Origin of the sequence: Micromonospora psammae (assembly GCF_036902725.1) — a bacterium.
Lineage (GTDB): Bacteria > Actinomycetota > Actinomycetes > Mycobacteriales > Micromonosporaceae > Micromonospora.
On the sequence record NZ_JBAKHM010000017.1, the window covers coordinates 113753 to 135848 of the forward strand.

General features: G+C 71.7%; 19 protein-coding genes. 17 read left to right on the plus strand and 2 right to left on the minus strand.

Features of this window, described 5'->3' with window-relative positions:
* Nucleotides 1-26 precede the first annotated feature (26 nt).
* The 6 genes from V6U79_RS20480 to V6U79_RS20505 all read left to right on the plus strand — a co-directional run bounded on the left by V6U79_RS20480 (nt 27) and on the right by V6U79_RS20505 (nt 7313).
* Nucleotides 27-779, plus strand: coding sequence for a DUF8175 domain-containg protein (locus V6U79_RS20480; RefSeq protein ID WP_334615502.1), 753 nt, complete (start codon nt 27-29; stop codon nt 777-779).
* Nucleotides 779-2059: a hypothetical protein gene (locus V6U79_RS20485; RefSeq protein WP_334615503.1), complete on the plus strand. Its 1281-nt coding sequence runs from the start codon at nt 779-781 to the stop codon at nt 2057-2059. Before V6U79_RS20480 ends, V6U79_RS20485 begins: the two co-directional genes overlap by 1 nt.
* Nucleotides 2056-3528, plus strand: a complete 1473-nt coding sequence (locus tag V6U79_RS20490) for an SCO6880 family protein (protein WP_334534050.1) — start codon at nt 2056-2058, stop codon at nt 3526-3528. The genes V6U79_RS20485 and V6U79_RS20490 overlap by 4 nt, the downstream gene beginning before the upstream one ends.
* Before the next feature lie 82 nt (nt 3529-3610).
* Complete coding sequence (locus V6U79_RS20495; protein ID WP_334615504.1) at nt 3611-5005, plus strand: putative type IV secretion/conjugal transfer ATPase; 1395 nt, start codon at nt 3611-3613, stop codon at nt 5003-5005.
* Nucleotides 5002-6804: a type IV secretory system conjugative DNA transfer family protein gene (locus tag V6U79_RS20500; protein WP_334615505.1), complete on the plus strand. Its 1803-nt coding sequence runs from the start codon at nt 5002-5004 to the stop codon at nt 6802-6804. Before V6U79_RS20495 ends, V6U79_RS20500 begins: the two co-directional genes overlap by 4 nt.
* On the plus strand, nt 6801-7313 hold the full coding sequence (locus tag V6U79_RS20505) for a DUF4913 domain-containing protein (protein ID WP_334534041.1): 513 nt from the start codon (nt 6801-6803) through the stop codon (nt 7311-7313). Before V6U79_RS20500 ends, V6U79_RS20505 begins: the two co-directional genes overlap by 4 nt.
* A gap of 35 nt (nt 7314-7348) precedes the next feature.
* Here V6U79_RS20505 and V6U79_RS20510 read toward each other — a convergent pair whose 3' ends face one another.
* Entirely contained in the window at nt 7349-8590 is a 1242-nt protein-coding gene (locus tag V6U79_RS20510) for a PQQ-binding-like beta-propeller repeat protein (RefSeq protein WP_334615506.1), read from the minus strand.
* A gap of 377 nt (nt 8591-8967) precedes the next feature.
* On the opposite strand from V6U79_RS20510, the gene V6U79_RS20515 reads away from it, so the two are divergent.
* The 10 genes from V6U79_RS20515 to V6U79_RS20560 all read left to right on the plus strand — a co-directional run bounded on the left by V6U79_RS20515 (nt 8968) and on the right by V6U79_RS20560 (nt 20916).
* Nucleotides 8968-9318, plus strand: coding sequence for a hypothetical protein (locus V6U79_RS20515; RefSeq protein ID WP_334534036.1), 351 nt, complete (start codon nt 8968-8970; stop codon nt 9316-9318).
* 133 nt (nt 9319-9451) lie between these two features.
* Complete coding sequence (locus tag V6U79_RS20520) at nt 9452-10768, plus strand: glycosyltransferase family 4 protein (protein ID WP_334615507.1); 1317 nt, start codon at nt 9452-9454, stop codon at nt 10766-10768.
* Entirely contained in the window at nt 10765-12096 is a 1332-nt protein-coding gene (locus V6U79_RS20525) for an HAD domain-containing protein (RefSeq protein ID WP_334615508.1), read from the plus strand. Before V6U79_RS20520 ends, V6U79_RS20525 begins: the two co-directional genes overlap by 4 nt.
* Complete coding sequence (locus V6U79_RS20530) at nt 12093-12992, plus strand: hypothetical protein (protein ID WP_334534028.1); 900 nt, start codon at nt 12093-12095, stop codon at nt 12990-12992. Before V6U79_RS20525 ends, V6U79_RS20530 begins: the two co-directional genes overlap by 4 nt.
* A 3-nt stretch (nt 12993-12995) precedes the next feature.
* Nucleotides 12996-14420 carry a hypothetical protein gene (locus tag V6U79_RS20535; RefSeq protein WP_334615509.1) on the plus strand — a complete coding sequence of 475 codons (1425 nt, stop codon included), beginning with the start codon at nt 12996-12998 and terminating at the stop codon, nt 14418-14420.
* Between the two features lie 27 nt (nt 14421-14447).
* Complete coding sequence (locus V6U79_RS20540) at nt 14448-15017, plus strand: NUDIX domain-containing protein (protein ID WP_334534023.1); 570 nt, start codon at nt 14448-14450, stop codon at nt 15015-15017.
* Between the two features lie 273 nt (nt 15018-15290).
* Entirely contained in the window at nt 15291-15635 is a 345-nt protein-coding gene (locus V6U79_RS20545; protein WP_334615510.1) for a hypothetical protein, read from the plus strand.
* A gap of 155 nt (nt 15636-15790) precedes the next feature.
* Nucleotides 15791-17788, plus strand: coding sequence for an aa3-type cytochrome oxidase subunit I (ctaD, locus tag V6U79_RS20550; protein WP_334615511.1), 1998 nt, complete (start codon nt 15791-15793; stop codon nt 17786-17788).
* Nucleotides 17789-18276: 488 nt separating this feature from the next.
* Nucleotides 18277-20061 carry an N-acetylglutaminylglutamine amidotransferase gene (locus V6U79_RS20555; RefSeq protein ID WP_334615512.1) on the plus strand — a complete coding sequence of 595 codons (1785 nt, stop codon included), beginning with the start codon at nt 18277-18279 and terminating at the stop codon, nt 20059-20061.
* A gap of 63 nt (nt 20062-20124) precedes the next feature.
* Nucleotides 20125-20916 carry a formate/nitrite transporter family protein gene (locus V6U79_RS20560; protein WP_334615513.1) on the plus strand — a complete coding sequence of 264 codons (792 nt, stop codon included), beginning with the start codon at nt 20125-20127 and terminating at the stop codon, nt 20914-20916.
* Between the two features lie 85 nt (nt 20917-21001).
* Here the strand turns inward: V6U79_RS20560 and V6U79_RS20565 are convergent, their stop codons facing one another.
* Nucleotides 21002-21592, minus strand: coding sequence for a hypothetical protein (locus V6U79_RS20565; RefSeq protein ID WP_334534009.1), 591 nt, complete (start codon nt 21590-21592; stop codon nt 21002-21004).
* Nucleotides 21593-21859: 267 nt separating this feature from the next.
* On the opposite strand from V6U79_RS20565, the gene V6U79_RS20570 reads away from it, so the two are divergent.
* On the plus strand, nt 21860-22096 hold a 237-nt coding region (locus tag V6U79_RS20570), incomplete at its 3' end, for a glutamine synthetase (RefSeq protein WP_334615514.1).

Consider the following 22096-nt stretch of genomic DNA (forward strand, 5'->3'; position numbering starts at 1 on the left):
CGCGGTAATCACGGGGAGGGACCGCCATGCGTTCGAGGAACTACCAGGCCGACTACGCGGAGGAACCGTCGCCGTGGACCCGGCCGGGCTTCGTGCTGGCCGCGGCGTTGCTGCTGGTGATCGTCGCACTCGGGGTCGTCGTCGCCGTGCGGTCCGGCGACGACGACAAGCCCGGCCCCGTAGCGTCGTCCGAGGCCACCGCCGGTGAGGCGCCGGCGGTGCAGCCGCAGACGACGGGCGAGCCGCCCACAGCGGTCCCGACGACCGCGCTGGCGGGCGTTACCTGGCGGGTGGTCGGCGGCACCGCGCTGCCGTTCAGCGATCGGGCCGGGCCCCGGGTACACAGCGACACGCAGGCCAAGGGCTTCGCCCACGCGCCGGAGGGCGCGCTGATCGCCGCGGCGCAATTGACCAGCCGCGTGGGCGCCGCCGCCGGCCGGGCTTCCTGGGAGCCGACCCTGACCCAGCAGTTCCTGCCCAGCGCCGACCGGGACCGGCTGCAGGCGGCGCTCGAGGCCGAGCCGGAGCAGCCGGCGCAACCGGGCGATCTCGCGCCGCTGGCGGGTTACCTGTACCTGAGCTACACGCCGGACACCGCGGTGATCGGCCTGGCCTACCGGTCGGTCAACGGCGCCACCGCACGGTGGTTCATCGTCACGACCACGCTTCAGTGGCGAGGCGGCGACTGGAAGATGGTGGCGCCGCCCGGTGGCGCCTGGACGTCGTTGAGCCGCACCGTGACCGACCTGAGCGGCGTCGTGGAATGGGGGGCCCGCTGATGTGCAATCCGATCACCCAGCCGGACTGCAGCGTCGGGGACTTCCTCGGCGGAATCGGCACCTCGGTCGCCGGGAACGTCGCGGAATCCATGCTGAACGGCCTCGCGAAGGCCATGAGCGACACCGCGGCCTGGGCCTTGAAGACCCTGATCGCCGGCTGGATCGCGGTCCCGTCCCCGGTCCTCACCGGGGGACCGGTCGATCGGCTGCGCGAGTACACCTACTGGATCACCGGTGCCGTCGCGGTGTTCTCCCTTCTCGTCGCGGCCGGGCGAATCGTGTGGGAGCGCAACGCCAAGGCCGCCACCGACGCCGGGCGCGGCCTGCTGCAGTTGACGCTGATCAGCGCCGCGGGGGTGCCGACCGTCGCGCTGCTCAGCGAGTTCGGCGACGGCTACTCGACGTGGATCGTCGACGCGTCGACCGGCGGCGATCTCGGCGAGCGTCTGCTGATGTTCGCACCCGTGGCCGGCGCGACCGCCTTCAACGGCCTCACGTCCATCGCGCTGATCACCATCGCGTTCATGCTGCTGCTCATCTCGTTCATGCAGATCCTGCTGAGCATCGGCATCGCCGCGATCAAGGTGCTGCTGAGCGGGCTGATGCCGCTGGCCGCGGCGGCCGCCATGACCGGCACCGGGCGCGCCATGCTCGCGCGCTACATGAGCTGGCTGATGGCGGCATTGCTGTACAAGCCGGCCGCGGCCACCGTGTACGCGGCCGCGTTCTGGATGATCGGTGACGGCAAGGACCTGATCACCGTGCTGACCGGCATCGTGCTGATGTGCATGGGCATCGTGGCGATGCCGGCCCTGCTGAAGCTGCTGGCCCCGGCGACCAGCCAGATCGCCATGGGCAGTGGTGGCGGCGGGGGCATGGCGGCCCCCGGAACCATCGCCACCGGCGCCATGCTGCTCAACTCCACCCGCGGTGGCGGTGGCGGCGGCGGTGGCGGTGGCGGTGGCGGCGACGGACAGGGTGCCGCGGTGCGGCCCGCCGGGGCCGGTCCCGGGCCCGGTTCCGCACCGGCGTCGTCCGGCGGCGGTGGGGCGATGGCCGGAGGCGGCGGAGGCGCGGCCGGTGGCGGCGCGGCCGCGGCCGGCGGAGGTGTGGCAGCCGGTGGCGGCGCGGCCGCCGCCGGCGGGTTGGCCGCGGCGGCTGGCCCCATCGGCGCCGGCATGATGGTCGGGCAGGCCGTGGCGGAGGCCGGCCCGGCGGCGATCAAGAAGATTGGTGGTGCCGCCGCGGGCGCGACGGGACCGACAGGAGCGGAGCAATGACGACGACGGCCACGCCGCCGAACCCGGCGCAGCAGCGCGCCTACGGCAACTGGCGCCGCGGTGTGTCGGCCGGGCTGTTCGGTCTCGGCACCGTCGGCACGCTGATCATGTTTGGTCTGGCCCTGCTGACCGTGCTGATGCTCGCCGTGTCGCTGGTGGCCGCCCTGCTGACCGCGCTGTGCGGCGCAGTCGTCCTGGTCCCGCTGGCCATTCAGGTCAACGGGCGCACCGGACTGCAGGTCATGGCGGCCCGGATCGCCTGGTGGCGGGGGCGTTCGCGACGACAGCACCTCTACCTGTCCGGCGTGGCCTCGAAGGTGACACAGACACACCAGTTGCCCGGCATCCTGGCCCGCTCGCAGGTCTACGAGGTCGAGACGGGCCGCTCCGGGCGCATCGGCGTGGTGGTCATCCCGCAGTCGCGGCACTACACCGTCACGCTGCGCTGCTACCCGGAGGGCATGGACCTGGTCGACCAGAGCGCCATCGACGCGCGCGTGGCGCACCTGGCCGCATGGCTGTCCAACCTCAGCCGGGAACCGGGCCTGGTACAGGCCGTGGTCACCGTGGAGAGCACCCCGGACCCGGGCACGCGGCTGGCCACCGAGGTCAACGACACGATTTCGCCGCAGGCGCCGGAACTGGCCCGCCGCGTCCTCGACGAAGTGGTACGCAGCTACCCGGCCGGCTCGGCGACCGTGGAGACCCGGGTCTCGCTCACCTACACGCTGCCGCCGAACCGGCGGCAGCTCTCGCACGAGGACATGTGCCGGGAGGTGGCCGCCCGGCTGCCGAACCTGCACTCCGGACTCTCGGCCGCCGGTGCCGGCGGCGTGCGCCCGATGATGCCGCGCTCGCTGGTCCGGGCCGTGCGCGCCGCATACGACCCCGGGGTGGGCATCGAGCTGTCGCGTACCCCCGACCTGGACCTCACCTGGGAGAACGCCGGCCCGGTGTCGGCGCGGGAGAGCTGGGACTACTACCGACACGACTCCGGGGTCTCAAGGACCTGGGGCATGGTCGAGGCTCCCCGCGGTGTCACCTTCGCCAACACGTTCGCCCGGCTGACCGACCCCGACCCGCAGCTGCTGCGCAAGCGGGTGTCACTGATCTACCGGCCGTACTCGCCGGCCGAGTCGGCCAAGCTCGTCGAGTCCGACAAGCGCGACGCCCGGTTCAACGCCACGAAGAAGTCCCAGGCCACCGCCCGGGACCTGGCCGACCTCAGCGCGGCCGAGCAGGCCGCGCAGGAGGAGGCCTCCGGTGCCGGCGTCGTGCGCTTCACGGTGCTGGTCACCGCCACCGTCTCCTCGGTCGAACAGCTCGACGAGGCGACCCGGATCATCGACTCGCGCGCCGCCGAGGCGCGGCTCATGCTCCGCCCGATGTACGGGGCCCAGGCGGCGACCTTCGCCGCCACCCTGCCGACCGGGGTGGTGCTGCCCGTGCACGCCACCGTGCCGTTCTAGGAGGCGGACCCTGATGCCCCGTTCCGTCATCCCGATCCGACGTCCCACCCGGTTGGGTTACCCTGGCCCCGGCGGTGGCTACATGTCGTGGGTCGAGTCGCCCACCGAATACCGCGGCACCACGGTGCAGGTGTGCGGCCTGTGGCCGTTCGGCACCGGCTCGTCCACCCCGACGATCGGCGCCCCACTGGGCCGGCACCGCTACACCAACGCGACTGTGTGCTTCGACCCGATCTCCTGGTACGAACGGGCCAAGCTGATCAACAACCCGTCGGTGTGGATCCAGGCGGAGCCGGCCATGGGCAAGTCCACCAGCGTGCGGCGGATGCTGCTGAGCCTGGTCGGCCAGGGGGTGACCCCGCTGATCCTGGGCGACCTCAAACCCGACTACGCCGAACTGGTCGCCGCGCTCGGCGGCCGGGTGCTGCGCGTGGGCCCCGGGCTGCACCGGATCAACCCGCTCGACATCGGTCCGTGGCAGCAGGTGCTGGCACACGTGCGCGACCCCAAGGAGATCGAGCAGCTGCATGCGGAGATCGTCGACCGTCGGCTGAACGCCGCCCTGGTGCTGGCGACCCTGACCCGGGGTGCTCCGCTCGCGTCGGACGAGATCACCGTACTGGCGGCCGCGCTCCGCTTCCTGACCGAACGGGAGAGCACCGCCCAGCCGTTGCTGTCGGACGTGCTGCGGGTCATCGAGGAGGCGCCCACGCAGGTGCGGTGGGTGACTCTGTGGCACGACGACCACGACCTGGACCGCTACCGCCTCGAGACGGAGAACCTGCGGCGTACGCTGCGGGCGCTGATTCACGGTCCGCTCGGCTCGACCGTCGAGGGGCACACCACCGCCTCGATCGAGCTCGACACCACCGCGCTGTGCGTGGACATCTCCGGCATCAGCGAGACCAACCAGATGCTGACCGCCGCCACCCTGGTCACCACGTGGGCCGCCGGCTTCGGTCAGGTCGAGGCGGCGCACCGGATGGCCGACCTGGGACTGGCCCCGCCGCGGCGTTTCTTCCTGGTCCTGGACGAGATGTGGCGGGCGTTGCGGGTCGGGCACGGCATGGTCGACCGCATCGACGCACTGACCCGCCTGAACCGTTCCAAGGGCACCGGCACCGCGTTCATCACCCACTCGCTGGGCGACCTGCAGGCACTGCCGAACGAGGAGGACCGCGCCAAGGCCCGCGGCTTCGCCGACCGGTGCGCGGTGCTCATGATCGGCGCCTGCTCCGAGCAGGAGCTCGATGCCGTCGCCCGGGTACGGCCCCTGGCGCAGGCCGAACGCGCCGAGGTGCTGTCGTGGTCGGCACCGCCGTCGTGGACGACCGGGCCGGACGAGGAAGAGGTCCTGATCGGCCGTGGGAACTTCCTCATCAAGGTCGGGACCCGGCCCGGCATCCCGGTGCGCCTGGAACCCACCGAGATCGAGAAGCAGCTGGGCAACACCGATTTCCGTTGGCAGCGCACATGAGCCGAGCAGTGGGACCTGGCGGAAGCAGCGACTCCTCGGGCCTGCTCGCCGGCGGCCTGGCCGGGCTAGCGCTGGCGGCGGCCGGGGCGGTCTGGCTGCCGTTGCGGCTGACCGAGCCGCCCGGCTACCACGACGAGGGTCTGTTCAGCGCCGTCGCGGCGTTGATCTCCGGCAAGATCACGTGGACGCTCGCGTGCACGCTGGTGGCTGTCGGTGAGGTGCTGGTGGTGGCGGCGCTGGCCACCGGCGTACTGCTGCTGACCAAGGGGCGCCGCCTCCGGGGCAGCCGGGTCGACAAGGCCGCCCGGCACATGGCCCGCCGCGGCGACCTGGCGCACCTGAGCCGCGACGGGGTCACCGCATCCGCCAAGCGGCTGCGGGCCAGTCTGGCCGACGCCGGTGACATCGCCCCCGATGACACGGGTGTCCTGATCGGATACACCGTGGCCGGCGGTATGGAACTGCGCCAGTCCTGGGAGGACATGGCCGTCGACATCTGGGGACCCCGTACCGGTAAGACCACCGCCCGCGCGATCCCGGCCACCGTGTCCAACCCCGGTCCGACGCTGGTCACCAGCGTCAAGGGCGACATCATCGACGCCACCCGGGATCTGCGCGCGGCCCGCGGCGAGATCTGGGTGTTCGACCCGCAGCAGGTCTGGGGCCAGCCGCAGCAGCTGTGGTGGAACCCGCTCGGCGGGATCGGCACCATCACCGACGCGCGCCGGCTGGCCGAGCACTTTGCCTCGGCCGAGCGTGAGCCCGGCATGCAGCGCGATGCGTTCTTCGACCCCAGCTCCGAGGAGCTGGTGGCCAATCTGCTGCTGGCGGCTGCGGTCGGCGGCCGGTCCATCCTCGAGGTGTACCGGTGGGCGGTGAACCCGCGCGACGAGACGCCGGCCGACATCCTGAGCGGTGCGGGCTTCCAGCTGCCGGCCGACTCGATCATCGGTGTGGTCAACATGCCGGACCAGACCCGCGGCGGCATCTACGCGGGCGCGCAGAAGATGCTCATGTGCCTGACGGAGCCGAGCGTGACCGCATGGGTCAGCCCGCCGTCCTCGCCGACGATCCGGCAGTTCCGCCCCGAGGACTTCGTCGCCACGTGCGACACCGTCTACCTGCTCAGCCAGGGCGGCCCGGGATCGCCGGCACCACTGATCGCCGCGCTGACCGACGCGGTGCTACGGGCCGGAGAGATGCGCGCCCGCGCCTCGGCGGGCCGGCGCCTCGACCCGCCGCTGATGTCGGTGCTCGACGAGGCGGCCAACATCTGCCGCATCCGGCAACTGCCGGCCTTGTACTCCTACTACGGCTCGCACGGCCTGCCGATCATCACCGTGCTGCAGTCGTACGCTCAGGGCATCGACGTGTGGGGCCGCGAAGGCATGCGCAAACTGTGGTCGGCGGCGAACGTGCGTACCTACGGCGGCGGTGTCGCGGACCCCGAGTTCCTCGAGGAGCTGTCCCGCCTCATCGGTGAGCACGACGTCATGACCCGATCGACGTCGAGCAGCGGATCCGGCTTCGGTCAGCGGTCCGTGTCGCGGCAGACCCGCCGCCAGCGGGTGCTCGACGTCGCGGAGCTGCACGCGCTGCCCCGCGGCCGGATGGTGGTGTACAGCTCGGGTGCGCCGCCGGTGCTGGCCCGCACCGCGCCCTGGCAGGCCGGCCCGTACGCCGAGGCCATCAAGGCCTCCATCGCCCGTTGGGATCCGGACAGCCAGAAGGACTGGAGTCTCAACCCCCACACCGCTGAACTGCAGTCGTTCGACAACTCGGTGCAGGAGCCGCAATGACCATGCCCACCGGCCAGAGCGATTCGGAAACGGCCGTCGCCGAACTGTCCGCTCTGCTGGAGCAACTGTCCGGCGCCATGCCGCCCGGCGGCACGCCCCCGGATCCTCAGGCGACCGCGAGTGCCACCCGGCAGCCGCAGCAGGCCGCCGACGAGGTGCCGGAGCCGGCGTTCCGCAACCTCGACGACTTCATGCGGTTGTATCTGGCCGAGGTCGTCGAGCGCCGCGTCCTGAGCGGACCCAAGAGCGGCATCTACTGGTGCGACCGGTGGTGGGCGCATCCCGAGGCAATTTCGCGCTTCTACGCGATGTGGCGCGAGTGGGAGAGGGCGCGACTCGACGACACCATGAGCACCTGGTGGCTGCACCATCTCGATCCGCACCTGATGGCCATGACCACCGAGTACGGGCCATTCGCCAAGTGCGAACCCGGCCGGCACACCGAGCCCAGCACCCTGCCGGCCCTCGCCGCTCCGCGTGAGGTCCTCGACCAGCTGCCCGAGGGCTGAGCGCGGCGCGGCGCTGCGGCCGCGGACCGCACCGGCTAGCCGAGGGCCGGGTGGAACACCATCGCATCGCCGTCCGACGGGTCCGCGGCGAGACCCCCGTGGGCCGTGACGGCCACCGGAGCCACTCCGGGCGACACTGACCTGTCCAGGCCGGTGCGCGCGTCGAGGACGACAGCATCGTCGTTCACCGAACCGTAGACCGCGCCGTGCCACGCCGCGGTCATCCGCGGGGCGCGCCGGCCCGTCGCGGGCAGCTGCCACAGGTCCTCTCCGGTGGTGGAGTCCAGGGCGAACAGCGGCTCCGAGTTGCCCAGGGCGCACACCGTGACCGCGGCCTCGTCGTAGGAGCAGCGCAGCCCCACCCGGTACTCGCCCTGCGTGCGGTTGACCAGGGTGCCGTCCTTCTTGACGAGCGCGTAGAAGCGCTTGCCGTCGTTCTGCTCACCCACCGCGACGACGAACGAGGGACCTGCTGCGGCGAGTTCGGCGTTGGCGACCGAAAGCGCCGACCAGCGCTCGGCGCCGTCGAGCAGCGCGAGCCCGTTGATGGACCGGCGGTAGCGGGTGTCCGGGGCGGTGAGCCCGACGACGGTGTCCCCCAGCAGTGCCGAGGCGGCGAAGTCGTTGTCGCGCCACAGGGTGCTGCCGGTGCCGAGGTCGACAGCCATGGTCACCTGCCGGCCGATGCCGAGCACCACGGCGGTGCCGCGGCCGCCGACCACGCGTACGTTGTCACCGGCGACCGGACCGACGTCGCCCCCGGCCGGCTTGGCGTCCACGGTCACGGTCTTCACCGGCCGGCCGTCGGTCGCATCGATCACGAGCAGCTCGACGGCCTGCCGGGCCGCCACGGTGCCGGAGGCGGGGATCTCCACGGCGTACGGCACGACCACGGCCGGCCGTCCGGTGGGATCGATCAACACCGGCCGGTGCCCGGCGGCGGCCGGGTTGCCGGTGATCGGTGACTGGTTCGGCGTGACCACCGACAGCTGGCGGCCGCTGCTCACGTCCACCACTGTGGTCCGGGCCTCGCCGCCCACGAAGGCGGTCGTTCCGTGCAGGAGAACGTCGCCGGGGCGGGCCCTGCCCAGTGCGGTGCCGCTGGGCGAGAACCGGGTCGGCGGGTCGAACGCCGGCATCGAGGGGGTGGCAGCGGGTGACCGTGCGGCGGCGGAGGCCGGCGCGGCCGGCTGGGCCGGCGGGTCGTCGCTGCCGCACCCGGCGGTCGTCGCCGCGAACGCGACGATGACCGCCGCTGCCCGAAGCCGCGCTCGCACCACTGGATCCCCCGTTTCCGCGATGGTCCCGCGCCGTAGCGTAGCAACGGGGGTCGATCCGGCGGCGACCGCTGGATGCGTGGCGCCGTCGGCTCCGTCTCGCGGCGAATCGCTGCTCTGTTGTGAGTAGACACATCGATCTATGCTGCACCCGGTACGCATCGTGAGCGGGATCGGCCCCTGGCCGCCGCTCCTGCCTACCGATGCAGTCGTGCGTTCGGGGGAGGGCACTGCATGAGTTCGCCGTGCGTGGACACCTGGGCTGCCGGAGCCGTCACCGGTGCTGCCGTGCCCGCCGGCCTGGTTCCGGTCGTCGCGCACCGGCGTCCCGAGATCGTCGAGGTCGTGCCATTCCCCGCTGCCGTCAGGATGTGCACATGGAGGTAACAGACGTGACGAAGGTGTCGGATTCCTGGGGACGCATGCTCAGCACGCACCGATACCGCTGGAACGAGCGGGAGGAATCGGTACGGCAGGACCTCACCTTCGCCGAACAGGCCGACATGTCCCGCAGGACGCTGGCAGGCGAGGGCGACGCCGAGCCGCCGCGGTCCGTCGAGCTCGCCAGCACCGAGGCGCTCGTGGCCGCGTCCCTGCTCCGGGAGTTGTCGGCCCGGCTACGCCACGGCGTCACCACCGGCGCTGTGAGCCCGGACGCCGCAGAACTGGCCGACGTGGCGGACGATCTCGTCGGCCGGCTCTACTCGGCGACGGGCATGCGTGGCTGACCGTCGCCGTGGATCACGAGCACAGTCCCGTACGCCTCGACGACATGAGCCCGGCGCGGCCGCGCGGCAGACGATTCCGGCGCCCTGACCGCCGACCAGGTATCCGCAGAGACACCAGAAGAAGGCAGCAGAGATGACAGTGCCCATGCCGCCGGCCCGGGCGGAGGCGCAGACCCGGCCGTTGAACGTGCTCACGCTCTGCGACAAGTGGATCGGCGGCGGTCCGATCGCCGTCAATCGCGAGATCTCCATCGCGCTCGCCGAGCTCGGGCACCGGGTGACCGCCCGGGTGAGCGTCCCCTCGCCGTCGCACCCCCTGGTCGACATCCAGGTACTCGATCCGGTTCCGGGATTGTCCGACACGCGTGCGCAGTTGCTCCGGGCGGACCGGCTTCCGGCGGATGTCGACGTCATCATGGGCCACGGGCGGTTCTCCGGTGGGGCCGCCTCCTACCTGCGCGACAACTTCTACCCGCACGCGAAGGTGGTGCACTTCGTCCACGTGACGGCGGACGAGATGGACCGCGGCCGCGGCGAACCGCTGGAGTCGAACCAGCACACCGAGACCGAGCGCGCCCTGGTGTCCCGGGCCGACCTGGTGGTCGGAGTGGGTCCGCTGCTGACCGCCGAGGGTCGCCGTCTGGCCCGGATGTGTGAGAAGCCGCCCCCGGTGGTCGAGATGACTCCCGGCGTGATCCTGGAGACGCCGCCCCGGTACGACCCCGAGCAGACCCGGCTGAACCTGCTGGTCTTCACGCGCACCGACGACCGCCTCAAGGGGGCCGACATCGCCGCCGCCGCGGTCGGCGAACTGCACAACCGCGGCCTGGACGTACGGCTGACGATGCTGGGGGCGCACAAGTCCGACGTCGCGGAACAGGAACGCGTGCTGTCCGACATCGCCGGTTTCCCGGTCAGGGTTCGGGGCTACACCTCCGACCCGAGCGTCATGGCCGCCGAACTCCGGGGGGCGGACATGGTGATCCACGCGGCACGGCACGAGGACTTCGGCCTGGCCCCGCTGGAGGCCGCCGGGTACGGCGTGCCGGTCCTGGTCGGGAACCACACCGGGGTCGGGATGTTCCTCGGCGACCCGAACAGGGTGCCGGCGGCACTGGGCGCACCGTCGGTGGTGAACACCCGGGGGCGTTCGGAGGCGACGCTGCCCACCGTGTGGGCCGACCACGCCGAGGCTCTCCTGAAGGACCTGCCGGAGACTCGCCGTCGGGCCACGGAGCTGCGCGAACACCTCGGGCAGAACCACACCTGGCGACATGCCGCCGAAGGGGTGGCCGAGAGCATCCGGACCCTGGCGCCGCCTACGCGCGGCACCACCGTCGCGGCGGCCGCGCGGCAGGTCGCTCACCAGCAGACCCGTCCCCCGGTCGCGGCGCCCCGGCGGCCGCAGGCATGGCAGGAGGCCTTCCGAAAGCCGGGACGCGGCCGGTGAGCGGATCGGGACCGGCCGCCCGCGACACCGTGAAGCCGTGGCTGTTGCTCGACATCGACGGGGTCCTCAACCCCACCGACGACCATGCCGACCGCGGCTTCGCCGAGCATCACCTGCATGGCTACCGGGTGCAGCTCAGCCGCGAGCACGGGCGGATGCTGAACGACCTCGTCCGCGAGGACCTGGTTGATCTGCGCTGGGCGACCACCTGGAACCATGCCGCGAACGCCTACGTCGCGCCCGTCGTCGGCCTGGCCGACCCGCTGCCCGTCCTGGTCATCGACCGCGCTCTGGCCGGCCCGGTGCCGTACGGCGTCAACTGGAAGGCCGCGAGCGTGCTGGCCGAGGCCGACGGCATGCCGTTCGCCTGGCTGGACGACTTCCTCACCGACGCCGACCGGCGGTGGGCCGAGGCCCGTGTCCTCGACACAGGCATCCCCACGCTGCTCGTGCCGATCGACCCGGCGGTCGGGTTGCTTCCCGAGCACCTCGACCAGGTGCGCTCATGGGCCCGGAGCACCAGCGGCCCCGGCGTCCTCACCGGCGAGGACCTCCTGCGGCGTACCCCGCACCTGTCGGCGAACCCGGTGTCGCGGGACCGAGCGGACTGGTTCGCGCGCACCTGCAACGCCGTGCCCGACCGGGCGGCCGGTCTCGACCGGAGGGAGCTCGCCGTCTCGCTCTGGGACCGCTGCGCGACCGCGGTCACGGCCGAGTACAGCGGTGAGTCGCGGGGGCTGCGACCCACCGACGAGTTCGTCCGCCAGTCCTTCCGCCGGTTCCTCCGGGGCGACGGCGCGGCGGCGACGGTCTGGGCCGACCGGGCGGCGCTGCGGGCCGCGCAGCCCGAGCGCGGTGACGTGACGCATGCCAAGGACTCGTACCGTCTCGTTCTCGGGGACACACCTGACCGCGACGCCGGCCAGCGGATCCAACTGCTTGTCGATTCCGCGGTGGCCGACCTCGGCATCAGCCCGGACATCCAGCGCACCCACCGCTCGATCCAGATGGGACCGTCCGGCCCGCTCCTGCAGGTCACCGTCCGCGCCGACCGCCGCGACACGTCCAGTGACCTTACCGTCGCCTTCGGCCACGACGGCCAGGCCGAGCGGGTCCCGTACGATCAACTGTTACGCGACGGTCCGGACGCCCTGCGCGAGCGGGCGGCGCGAGTGAGCAGGTCCGTGGCGGCGCTGCAGGAGCGGCGGTCGGCCGCGGTCGCCTACCTGCCCAGGCCCGTCGCGCGTCGACAACAGCAGCAGCCGTACCAGCCGACGACGGCGGTTCGTCCGCCTACGTCACCACAGCCATCAAGGGGCAGGCGATGACATCGGAGCGTGCGAGGCACGAGGGCAAGGCCATCGATGAGGCACGACAGGACTACGAGGCTCTGAGCGCGGTCGGCGAACTGTTCCCCGACACCGCCCTGGCGGAGAGCAGCCGGCAACTCGCACGAGGCGGCGACTGGCCGGAGAACCTCCGCGATGCCCCGCTCGTCATCGATGCCGCCTCCGCCTGGGGACCGGCCACCGTCCTCGCGGTGGCGGCCGCCGCGCGAGCCGTCCCGCGGCTCGCCCTGGTGCTGGTGGTCGACGAGCCGGCCCGGTCGGCGGCACGCCGCCTCCTGGGCGCCGTGGGCCGCACCGAGGTCACGGTCGCGATCGGGTCCTCCGACGCGCCGTCCGTCGTCCGGTCCGCCTGCGGCGCCCACGGGCAGCCGATCCGCTGGCTCAGCCTCGGTGAGCCCCTCCACCTCGCGCAGCTGATCGAGCACGCTCCGGACCTCGCCGGCCGGCTGCGTGTCACGCAGTCGGCGGCCGGCAGCGAGCGGTCGGCACGTGCCGATGCCGCTCGTACCGTGCTGGACGCGGCGCGGGAGGGGCGGATCGCCGCGCTCGACCTGGTGACCCCCGGGCCGGGGGACGACGGGCCTTCCCTCGACCGCAGCCGCCGTCAGGCCATGGCGCTGGCCGTAGCGCTGGACGAGACGGTCGACCGGTCGGGCGAAGCCACCGTGCTCAGCGACTCCGTCGCCCTGAGCGCCGCCGTGATGCTGCCCTTCGTCGACGTGGAGCAGGCGGGCACGGAGGTCGACGGCGCGGGCGTCTACCAGCGCGGCCGTGCCGGGGTGCCCCTGTGGTGGGGGACCGTCGACGACCACGAGCCGCTGGTCCGCTGGCTCACCCGGGTCGTCGAGCCGTCGCGGCCCGACCGAGGAGCATGACCTGTGTCGGCCCTTGAGGAGTTCACCGGGCTCGAGGCGATCTACGAGGCGTACGGGCTGACGTCCGCGAGCGACCGTGCCGCGGTGGCGGAGGCGCACACCGTCTTCCGTGAGCACCACGGGCCCTATGTCACCTCCATCGCCGCGGAAATGCTCGATGACCTGCGGGCTTCCGTCGACGCCGACCCGAACACGCGAATCGTCTTCGTCGGACGTGACGGCTTCAGCCTCGGCGTGGCCGTCCGCGCACTGGACCGCGACTTCTTCGACGCGCACTGTCACAACGTGGTGCTCTCCCGAGCCCTCGCCGAGGCCGCGGTCCAGGACAAGGAGCGGAACAGCGGGGCCGAGTATCCACAGCTCCAGCCGTACCGGGAGATCTCCAAGTCGGTCGACGATCGGGATGTCGACGGCGCCTACCAGCGGCTCACCCGGTATCTACGGGGGAACGGAATTCCGGTGGGCAAGGAAGGCAGCCGCATCACCTTTGTCGACAGTTGTCTGAAGGGAACGATCCAGGAACTGTGCGCCGCGATCTATCCCAAGAGCGAGTTCACCGGTCGGTACATGTTCTACCTCGGCACCGAGGGCGATCCGCATCCCGGGAGCAAGAAGGGATATGCGCTGCACCGCGAGGGCGCAGTCGGTGGAGGCCTGAAGACGCTCCCGGACGATCCGGCTCTCACCTTCGGCAGCATCCCGGCGATCCGGGTCATCGAGAACGCGTTGCAGGGCCCGCTGAGCAGTCCGAAAAGAATCAAGCAGAATGCGCCGGACCAGGCGCGGTTGATCGACACCCCGGACCGGACGTGGGGATGCAACCCGGTGCTGATCGCCGAGCCCTACCGCATTCCCGCCGTGCGTGAGGCCAGCAAGGTCGCGGCGTTGCTCGCCGTCCACGACAGCGCCGTCGACGTACGCAACGGCGAGCCGCTCGACAGTGCGAGGGTGCGTGAGCAGTTCACCACGCAGGTGCGGTCCTGGATCAACCGCAGTGATGACCTGGAGCCGCGGCTGAATCGGATACTGGACAGTTTCGTCCACCGGGACGACCACCGCCTCATCCGCCGCCTGGACGATCTCATGCATGAAGCGCGCCTTCCCGAGGACACCAGAAACCAGTTCTGGACGAAGTTCGACCAGGTCACGTCGATCGAGGACAAGAAGAACTTCATCGAGCAGTTTCGCAACGCGACTCAGCGGGTTCCGGGCGGCCCGGGCGCGCCGCGCGGAGAGATCGACACCTCGCAGCGCCGTGCCGACGACGGTCACCCGTGGGTGCGGGGCATCGCACCTGCGACCGGTGGCCGGGTGTCTCCGGCGCCGGCCCAACGGACGAGGCCGCCCGACAGCGGCGCTCCCCTCCGGACCTCCGCCGGCGCGCCGCACCCCGGCCGCCCCCGGCGACCTGACGCGCCGAGTCGCTGACCCATCCGCCAGAAGGGATCTGAGCGCATGCCGACCGACTCCGGCCTCGCCGCCGCGTATCCCCGGCTGTTCGCCCCGCAGCGGTGGGAGTGGGGCGGGCTCGACGCCCAGTTCACCACGGAAGCGCCGCCGGACGCGCTGGTCACCAACGTGCACCTCGTGGGGTTCAGCGGCGACCAGGTCATCCTGTGCCGCGACGACCGCGACGTGTGGTTCCTGCCCGGAGGCACGCGCGAGCCCGGTGAGAGCGTCGAGGACTGCGCCCGGCGGGAGCTGCTGGAGGAGGCGGGCGCGGTTCTCACCGGCCCGCTGACCGTGCTGGGCGCGCACAACTGCGTCACCGACCGTCCAGAGCCGTACCGGCCGCACCAGCCACATCCGGAGAAGGCCTGGCTGTGGTGTGCCGCCGGCGCCGCAATCGTCCAGGCGCCGACGATGCCGGAGGACGCCGAACAGATCGTCGAGGTCCGTGCGGTGCCGGTCCCCGAGGCCGCTGTGCTTCTGCTGACCGATCAGCCCTGGCTCCCCGACCTGCTCATGCTGGCCGTTCGGGCTCGCGGGCACGCCGTACGCGACGGTGATGCCGCGGCCCGGTAGCGTGGCCGGGACGTGGCGCCGGAAGGCGTAGCGAGCGGGGCAGGGTTCGAGACATCGAGCCCTGCCCCGCTCTTCTGTCCGCGGTCAGCCGACCGATCGCAAGCGGTGTGGCACGACCGACGTCGCTGATCGGGCGCCACCTACCTGGTTCCGCTCGTCCGCTGCGTGACCGCATCGCTCGGCCTGGCCTGCTCTGCGGATCTTCTCCGCAAGCGGTTCGACCGCTTGGCCGAGACGTTCGTGCTCGACGTGGTACCGGTATGAGAGCACTGCGTGGTGCACGTGCTCGGTGCCACCGTGCACGTCACCGGCGAATTGTGGCACAGCGCCGGCTCGTGGGCTGTCTCCTCTGACCTGGCTCCGCCCCATGCACAGGGCCACTATCAGGGCATGTTCGGCATGACCGCCCAGATCGCGTCGGCGATCACTCCGCTTGGCGCGAGTCTGCTGATCGTCGACGGCGGATGGTTCGGCTGGCTCATCTTCGCCGCCGCATTCGTCCTGGCCGGCCTGGCGATGCCGTTCGCGGTGCGGTACGGCGAGCCGGCAGCCGGCCCTGGCCCGTGTTCGCCTATCGAGACGGACTGGCCTGAGCCACAAACGTCGGCCCTGCGGTGACCTCCGCGCTGGTCGTCACTCCCGGCCGCGGGCACGTCACGGCCGTCGGGCCTCGTCTCGGACCACCTCCACCGTACGCCAGAAATATGGGCTTCTCGTCGGTTAGATGGCATATGGGCGGTGGCCCCATCACTGAGACGACGCGAGGCGGAGAGATGTCGAAGCGTACGGCGCCGGTACGAGATCATGGGCCGGCGGTCCTCGTCCCGGCCGCGTTCGGCGGGTACCCGGGACCGCTGCGGCGACCGCTGCCTGGCGCGTCGCTGATCAAGTTCCTGGGCACGACGGACCACAAGCAGATCGGCCTGCTGTATCTGCTCTCCTCGTTCGCGTTCTTCATCGCCGGCGGGGTGGAGGCGATGCTGATCAGGGGTGAGTTGGCCCGGCCCGGCCTGCAGCTCCTCTCCGCCGAGCAGTACAACCAGTTGTTCACCTCGCACGGCGCGGTGATGCTGCTGCTGTTCGCCACCCCGGCGGCGTTCGGCTTCGCCAACTACATCGTGCCGATCCAGATCGGCGCGCCGGACGTGTCGTTCCCCCGGCTCAACGCCCTCGCCTACTGGCTCTACCTCTTCGGCGGGCTGATGGTCATGGGCGGGTTCCTGACACCCAGCGGCTCGGCCGACTTCGGCTGGACGGCGTACACCCCGCTGGCCAGTGTCGAGCACTCGCCCGGAGTGGGCGCGAACATGTGGATCGTCGGTCTGGTCGTCTCCGGGCTGGGCACGATCCTCGGCGCGGTCAACCTCATCACCACGATCCTCACCCTCCGGGCCCCGGGGATGACCATGTTCCGGATGCCGATCTTCACCTGGAACATGCTGATCACCAGCGTGCTGGTGATCCTCGTCTTCCCCCTGCTCGCCGCCGCCCTGCTGGCGCTGATGGCCGACCGGCTCTTCAACGCCCACGTGTTCGACCCCGCGACCGGCGGACCGATGCTCTGGCAGCACCTGTTCTGGTTCTTCGGCCACCCCGAGGTCTACATCATCGCGCTGCCGTTCTTCGGCATCGTCACCGAGGTCATCCCGGTCTTCTCCCGCAAGCCGCTCTTCGGCTACAAGGGCATGGTCGGCGCCACCATCTTCATCGCCGGCTACTCCATGATCGTCTGGGCGCACCACATGTTCACCACCGGCCAGGTGCTGCTGCCGTTCTTCGCCGCCACAACGTTCCTCATCGCGGTACCGACCGGGGTGAAGTTCTTCAACTGGCTCGGCACCATGTGGAAGGGGCAACTGACCTTCGAGACACCGATGCTGTTCTCCATCGGTTTCCTCGTCACCTTCCTGCTCGGCGGGCTGACGGGAGTGCTGCTGGCCAGCCCACCCGTGGACTTCCACGTCCACGACACCTACTTCGTGGTCGCCCACTTCCACTACGTGGTGTTCGGCACCGTGGTGTTCGCGCTCTTCGCCGGCTTCTACTTCTGGTGGCCGAAGATGACCGGCCGGCTCATGGACGAACGCCTGGGAAAGATCCACTTTTGGACGATGTTCCTCGGCTTCCACGGCACGTTCCTGATCCACCACTGGCTCGGGGCGGCCGGCATGCCCCGCCGCTACGCGGACTACCAACCGCAGGACGGCTTCACCTGGATGCACACGTTCTCCACCATCTGGTCGTTCGTCCTCGGCATCTCCACCCTGTTCTTCATGTGGAACGCCTGGAAGTCGTGGCGGTACGGGGCCAAGGTGAGCGTCGACGACCCCTGGGGCTTCGGCAACTCGCTGGAGTGGGCCACCACCTGCCCACCGCCGTTGCGCAACTTCGACCGGATGCCCCGCATCCGCTCCGAGCGTCCCGCCTTCGACGCCAAGTACGGCCCGCTCGTCGCCGACCTCGGCCGGGACCTACCGCAGCGCGACACCAAGCCGCCGCACACGTTGCTCGAGGGGCTGCACCGCGAGCATCCGACACCCGAGTCGCCCAGCGCCGAGGGCGCGCACGGGCCGCGGGAGGCGGGCGACTACCAGCCGGCAGCCGAATCCGGCGCGCGGCCGGTGGATGTGCCGGACCCCGACCAGATCCGGCGACCCGCCTTCGACCAGACCGACGAACCCGAACGCGACCCGTGGGGTGGACAGCGCAGCCCGAACGACCGCGACAACGACCGGTGGCGACGCCCGGAGGGCAAGGGTGAGGAGCAGTGATCCGGGGGACCACGGGTCGGGAACCGGAGGGCCTTCTCGCCGATCCGCCCTCGGCCGGAACCTGGCCGACGTACCGTCGGGGCAGGCCAGCCGTCGCCCGGCGCCAGGGTGGGCGGAGGCCGGACGACCGGTGGACCTGCCCGCCCACGGGGAAGGCGATGCCCTGCGTGGGTGGGTGACGCGCCGCCGCTCCGCGACGGCCCGGAAAGACGGCCGGACGGTGTACGGCACGACCGACGACCAGCCGGGCCGTCCCGGTACGCGCTCGCCGCGACCGGAGGCGGCGAGCCGGCCGCCACGCCCGGACACCCTGGTCGACCGGCCCCGCGGCCCGGCCGGCCGGCGGCCATCTCCCGTGCCCGACAGACGTGAGGAAGAGGAATGACATCGGAGCGTGGACGCCCCCGGCTGACCGGTCCCCCACCGCCGTCTCGCCGCGGTGGGAGACGTTCCCCTGCCGGCGGGCCCCCGACCCCCCGACGCTGACGATGTGCGGCATCAGCGGTGAGGCGAGGTTCGACGCGACGGCGCCGGACGCCGACGCGGTGACCCGGATGGCCGAGGCGATGCGTTCCCGCGGCCCGGACGGGGAGGGCCTGTGGAGCGACGGCTGGGTCACCCTCGGACACCGGCGGCTGACCGTCATCGACCTGTCCGAGGCGGGCGGCCAGCCCATGGTGCGCGAGGACCTCGGGCTCGCGCTGGTGTTCAACGGCTGCGTCTACAACTACCCGGAGCTGCGGGAGGAGCTGCGGGCCGCCGGGCACACGTTCCACTCCACCAGTGACACCGAGGTGATCCTGGTGGCGTACGCGCAGTGGGGCGAGGACTTCGTCGACCACCTGGTCGGCATGTTCGCCGTCGGCCTGGTCGACCGGGCCCGGCGGCGGCTCGTGCTGGCCCGCGACCGGCTCGGCATCAAGCCCCTCTACCTGGCCGAGAAGCCGGGTCGGCTGCGGTTCGCCTCGACGCTGCCGGCGCTGCTCGCCGCCGGGGACGTCGACACCCGCGTCGACCCCGTGGCCCTGCACCACTACCTGTCGTGGCACTCGATCGTGCCCGCACCCCGGACCATCCTGCGTGGCATCCACAAACTGCCCCCGGCCACCGTGCGCGTCGTCGAGGCCGACGGGCGCAGCCGCGAGCGCGTCTACTGGCGGCCCGAGTACGTCCGCGACCCCGCCCACGCCGGCTGGGACGCCCACGACTGGCGGGCCGCGGTCGGCGACGCGCTGCGCACCGCCGTACGGCGCCGGCTGGTCGCCGACGTGCCGGTCGGCGTGCTGCTCTCCGGCGGACTCGACTCCAGCATGATCGTGGCGCTGCTGGCCGAGGCCGGGCAGGAGCACCTGCGCACGTTCAGCATCGGCTTCGACAGCCGGGGCGGGGAGAGCGGCGACGAGTTCCACTACTCCGACCTGGTCGCCCGCGCGTACGACACCGACCACCAGCGCATCCAGCTCGCCGACGACGACCTCGTGCCCGCCGTCCGCCGGACCATCGAGGCGATGACCGAGCCCATGGGCAGCCACGACGTGGTCGCCTTCCATCTGCTCTCCGAGCAGGTGGCCCGGCACGTCAAGGTGGCACAGTCCGGGCAGGGCGCCGATGAGGTCTTCGCCGGCTACGGCTACCACCAGCCTCTCACGCGGGTGCCCCGCGACGGCGCCGCCGACGCGTTCGCGGGAGCCTTCTTCGACCGGGACCACGCCGAGCTGAACCGGGTGGTCGGCCCCGCGTACGTCATGGACTCCGACGCCAGCCGCGACCTCGTCGCCGCGGACCTCGCCGCGCCCGGCGCGGACACCGCTCTCGACGCGGTGCTGCGCCTGGACACCCACCTCATGCTCCCCGACGACCCGGTGAAACGGGTGGACAGCATGAGCATGGCGTGGGGGCTGGAGGTCCGCACCCCGTTCCTCGACCAGGACCTGGTGACGCTCGCCGCCGCCTGCCCGCCCGAGCACAAGGTCGCGCAGGGCGGAAAGGGCGTGCTCAAGGAGGTGGCCCGTCAGGTACTGCCCGCCGAGGTGATCGACCGCCCGAAGGGCTACTTCCCGGTGCCCGCGCTGCGCAACGTCGACGGACCGGTCCGCGACCTCGTCACCGAGGCGCTGCGGGCGCCGGCCGCGCGGGACCGCGCGCTGTTCCGGCCGGAGTACGTCGACGCGCTGCTCACCGACCCGGAACAGGCGCAGGCCGCGGCCGGCAGCAACAAGCTGTGGCAGCTCGGTCTGCTCGAACTCTGGCTCCAGACCCATGGCGTCCACTAGCCCGGGCGACGAGGTGGAGGTCCGGCACCTGGCCACCGCCAACCGTGACGGGCAGCCGCCGGGGTGAGAAAGGATCGACGGGCCGGTTCCGAGCCGGAGGTGGCCGAGGCGTTCGGCCGCGTGGTCGAGGAAGGCGCCAACCGGCTGGCGCGACCGTGGGCCCCGCTGATCGTCACCGGGATTGTCGGCGGTGTCGACGTCGGCACTGGCGTACTGGCCTACCTCCTGGTCAAGGAGGCCACCGGGCAGACCCTGCTCGCCGGGCTCGCCTTCGGCGTCGGCTTCGTGGCGCTGCTGTTGGCCCGCAGCGAGCTGTTCACCGAGAACTTCCTGGTGCCGGTGACCGCGGTGGCCGCCGGCCACAACACCGTGCGCTCGCTGCTACGGCTGTGGAGCGTGACCCTGGCCGGCAACCTGCTCGGCGGCTGGCTGGTGGCCTGGCTGATCACCCAGGGTTTCCCCGACCTGCGCCGCACCGCCATCGAGACCGGCACCCACTTCGCCACGCTCGGCGTCAACCTGCGCTCCTTCACCCTGGCCGTGCTCGCCGGCATGGTGATCACCCTGATGACCCGGATGCAGCACTCCACCGAGAGCCTCGGCGTACGCCTGGTGCCGTCGCTGCTGTTCGGCGCGCTGCTCGCCGGCGGGCAGCTCTTCCACAGCGTCCTGGACTCGATCCTGATGTTCGCCGCGCTGACCGCCGGCCGCGCTCCTTTCGGCTACCTCGACTGGCTCGGCGCCCTCGGCTGGTCCGTGCTCGGCAACATCGTCGGAGGCGTCGGGCTCGTCACCGTCCTCCGGCTGGCTCGGGTGCCCCGTGAGCTCGCCGATGAGCGGTCCCGGCAGCGGTGAGCGCGGCGAACGGGGTCGGGCGCGGATGCCCGCCGGGGGCGGCCAGCGTGTGCGGCTCGGCACGGGCCGGGTGGACGTTCCTGCCTCAGTCGGGCAGCAGTCGGCGCAGCACACCCTTGGCGGTGGCGACGGTCCGGTAGGACTGCACCAGGTACGAGCCGCAGACGATGTTCGCTCCGGCCAGCGCCGGCACCGCGTACTGCGCCAGGCGCTGCCGACGCTGCCACGTCGCGACCGCGTCCGGCGTGTGCGCGGTGGGCAGGGTGGCGTCCCGTACCTCGATCTGCTCGCCGCGCTGGTGGGCCTCCTCCGCCAGCTGGCCGATCCGCTTCCCGCAGTACGCGGCGTACGCGGTGGCCGCCGCGCCGAGCACGGTGATGCCGGCCTTCGCCGCGCCCACCGTCCCGAAGCCCTTCTGCAGTGCCATCCGGCGTCGGCCGACCCGGCTGAGCTGGAGGCCGGCGAGCATGGTGGCGCCGATGCCGAGCCACTGGACCGGGCTGAACCGGCCCCAGGCGGACTCGGCGACCCGGATCCGGTCGATGCCCTGGTGGAGGTCGCTGCCGGACTTGTTGACCCCGGCGACGCCCATCACCGTGCCCCCGAACCAGAGAGCCGATCCCACGTCGTGTACCGCCTGGGCGACGGCGTGGTTGTCGGTCGCGGTCATCTGCATGCCGGGGCACCTCCTTGAGATGGGCGGCGGCTCCCGTCCGCCTCCTCCCGATTAGAGCAGTCCTGACCGGCTGGTTCGGCCGGGTTTCGCCCAATGTTCCCGGATAGGGCACGGGACGGAATGCGCCATCTCCCATGATCCTGAGCGGATGGGGCGGATGGGCGACGCCGGCCCGGCGAGCCGTCGTACGGTCGGGGCATGGGCGCGGGCCGCTCCGTCCGGCTGCCGCGGTGGCCCATGGCCGGACTACGCCTTCCAGGAGGACCCGTGTTCACCGATTCCGAGGAACTCCTGCGATACCTCAAGAACGAGGACGTGAAGTTCGTCGACGTACGGTTCTGTGACCTGCCCGGCGTGATGCAGCACTTCAACCTGCCGGTCGAGTCGGTCGACGACGACCTCCTCACCGAGGGCCTGGCCTTCGACGGGTCGTCGATCCGCGGTTTCCAGGCGATCCACGAGTCGGACATGCTCCTGCTCCCGGACGTCGCCAGCGCCTTCATC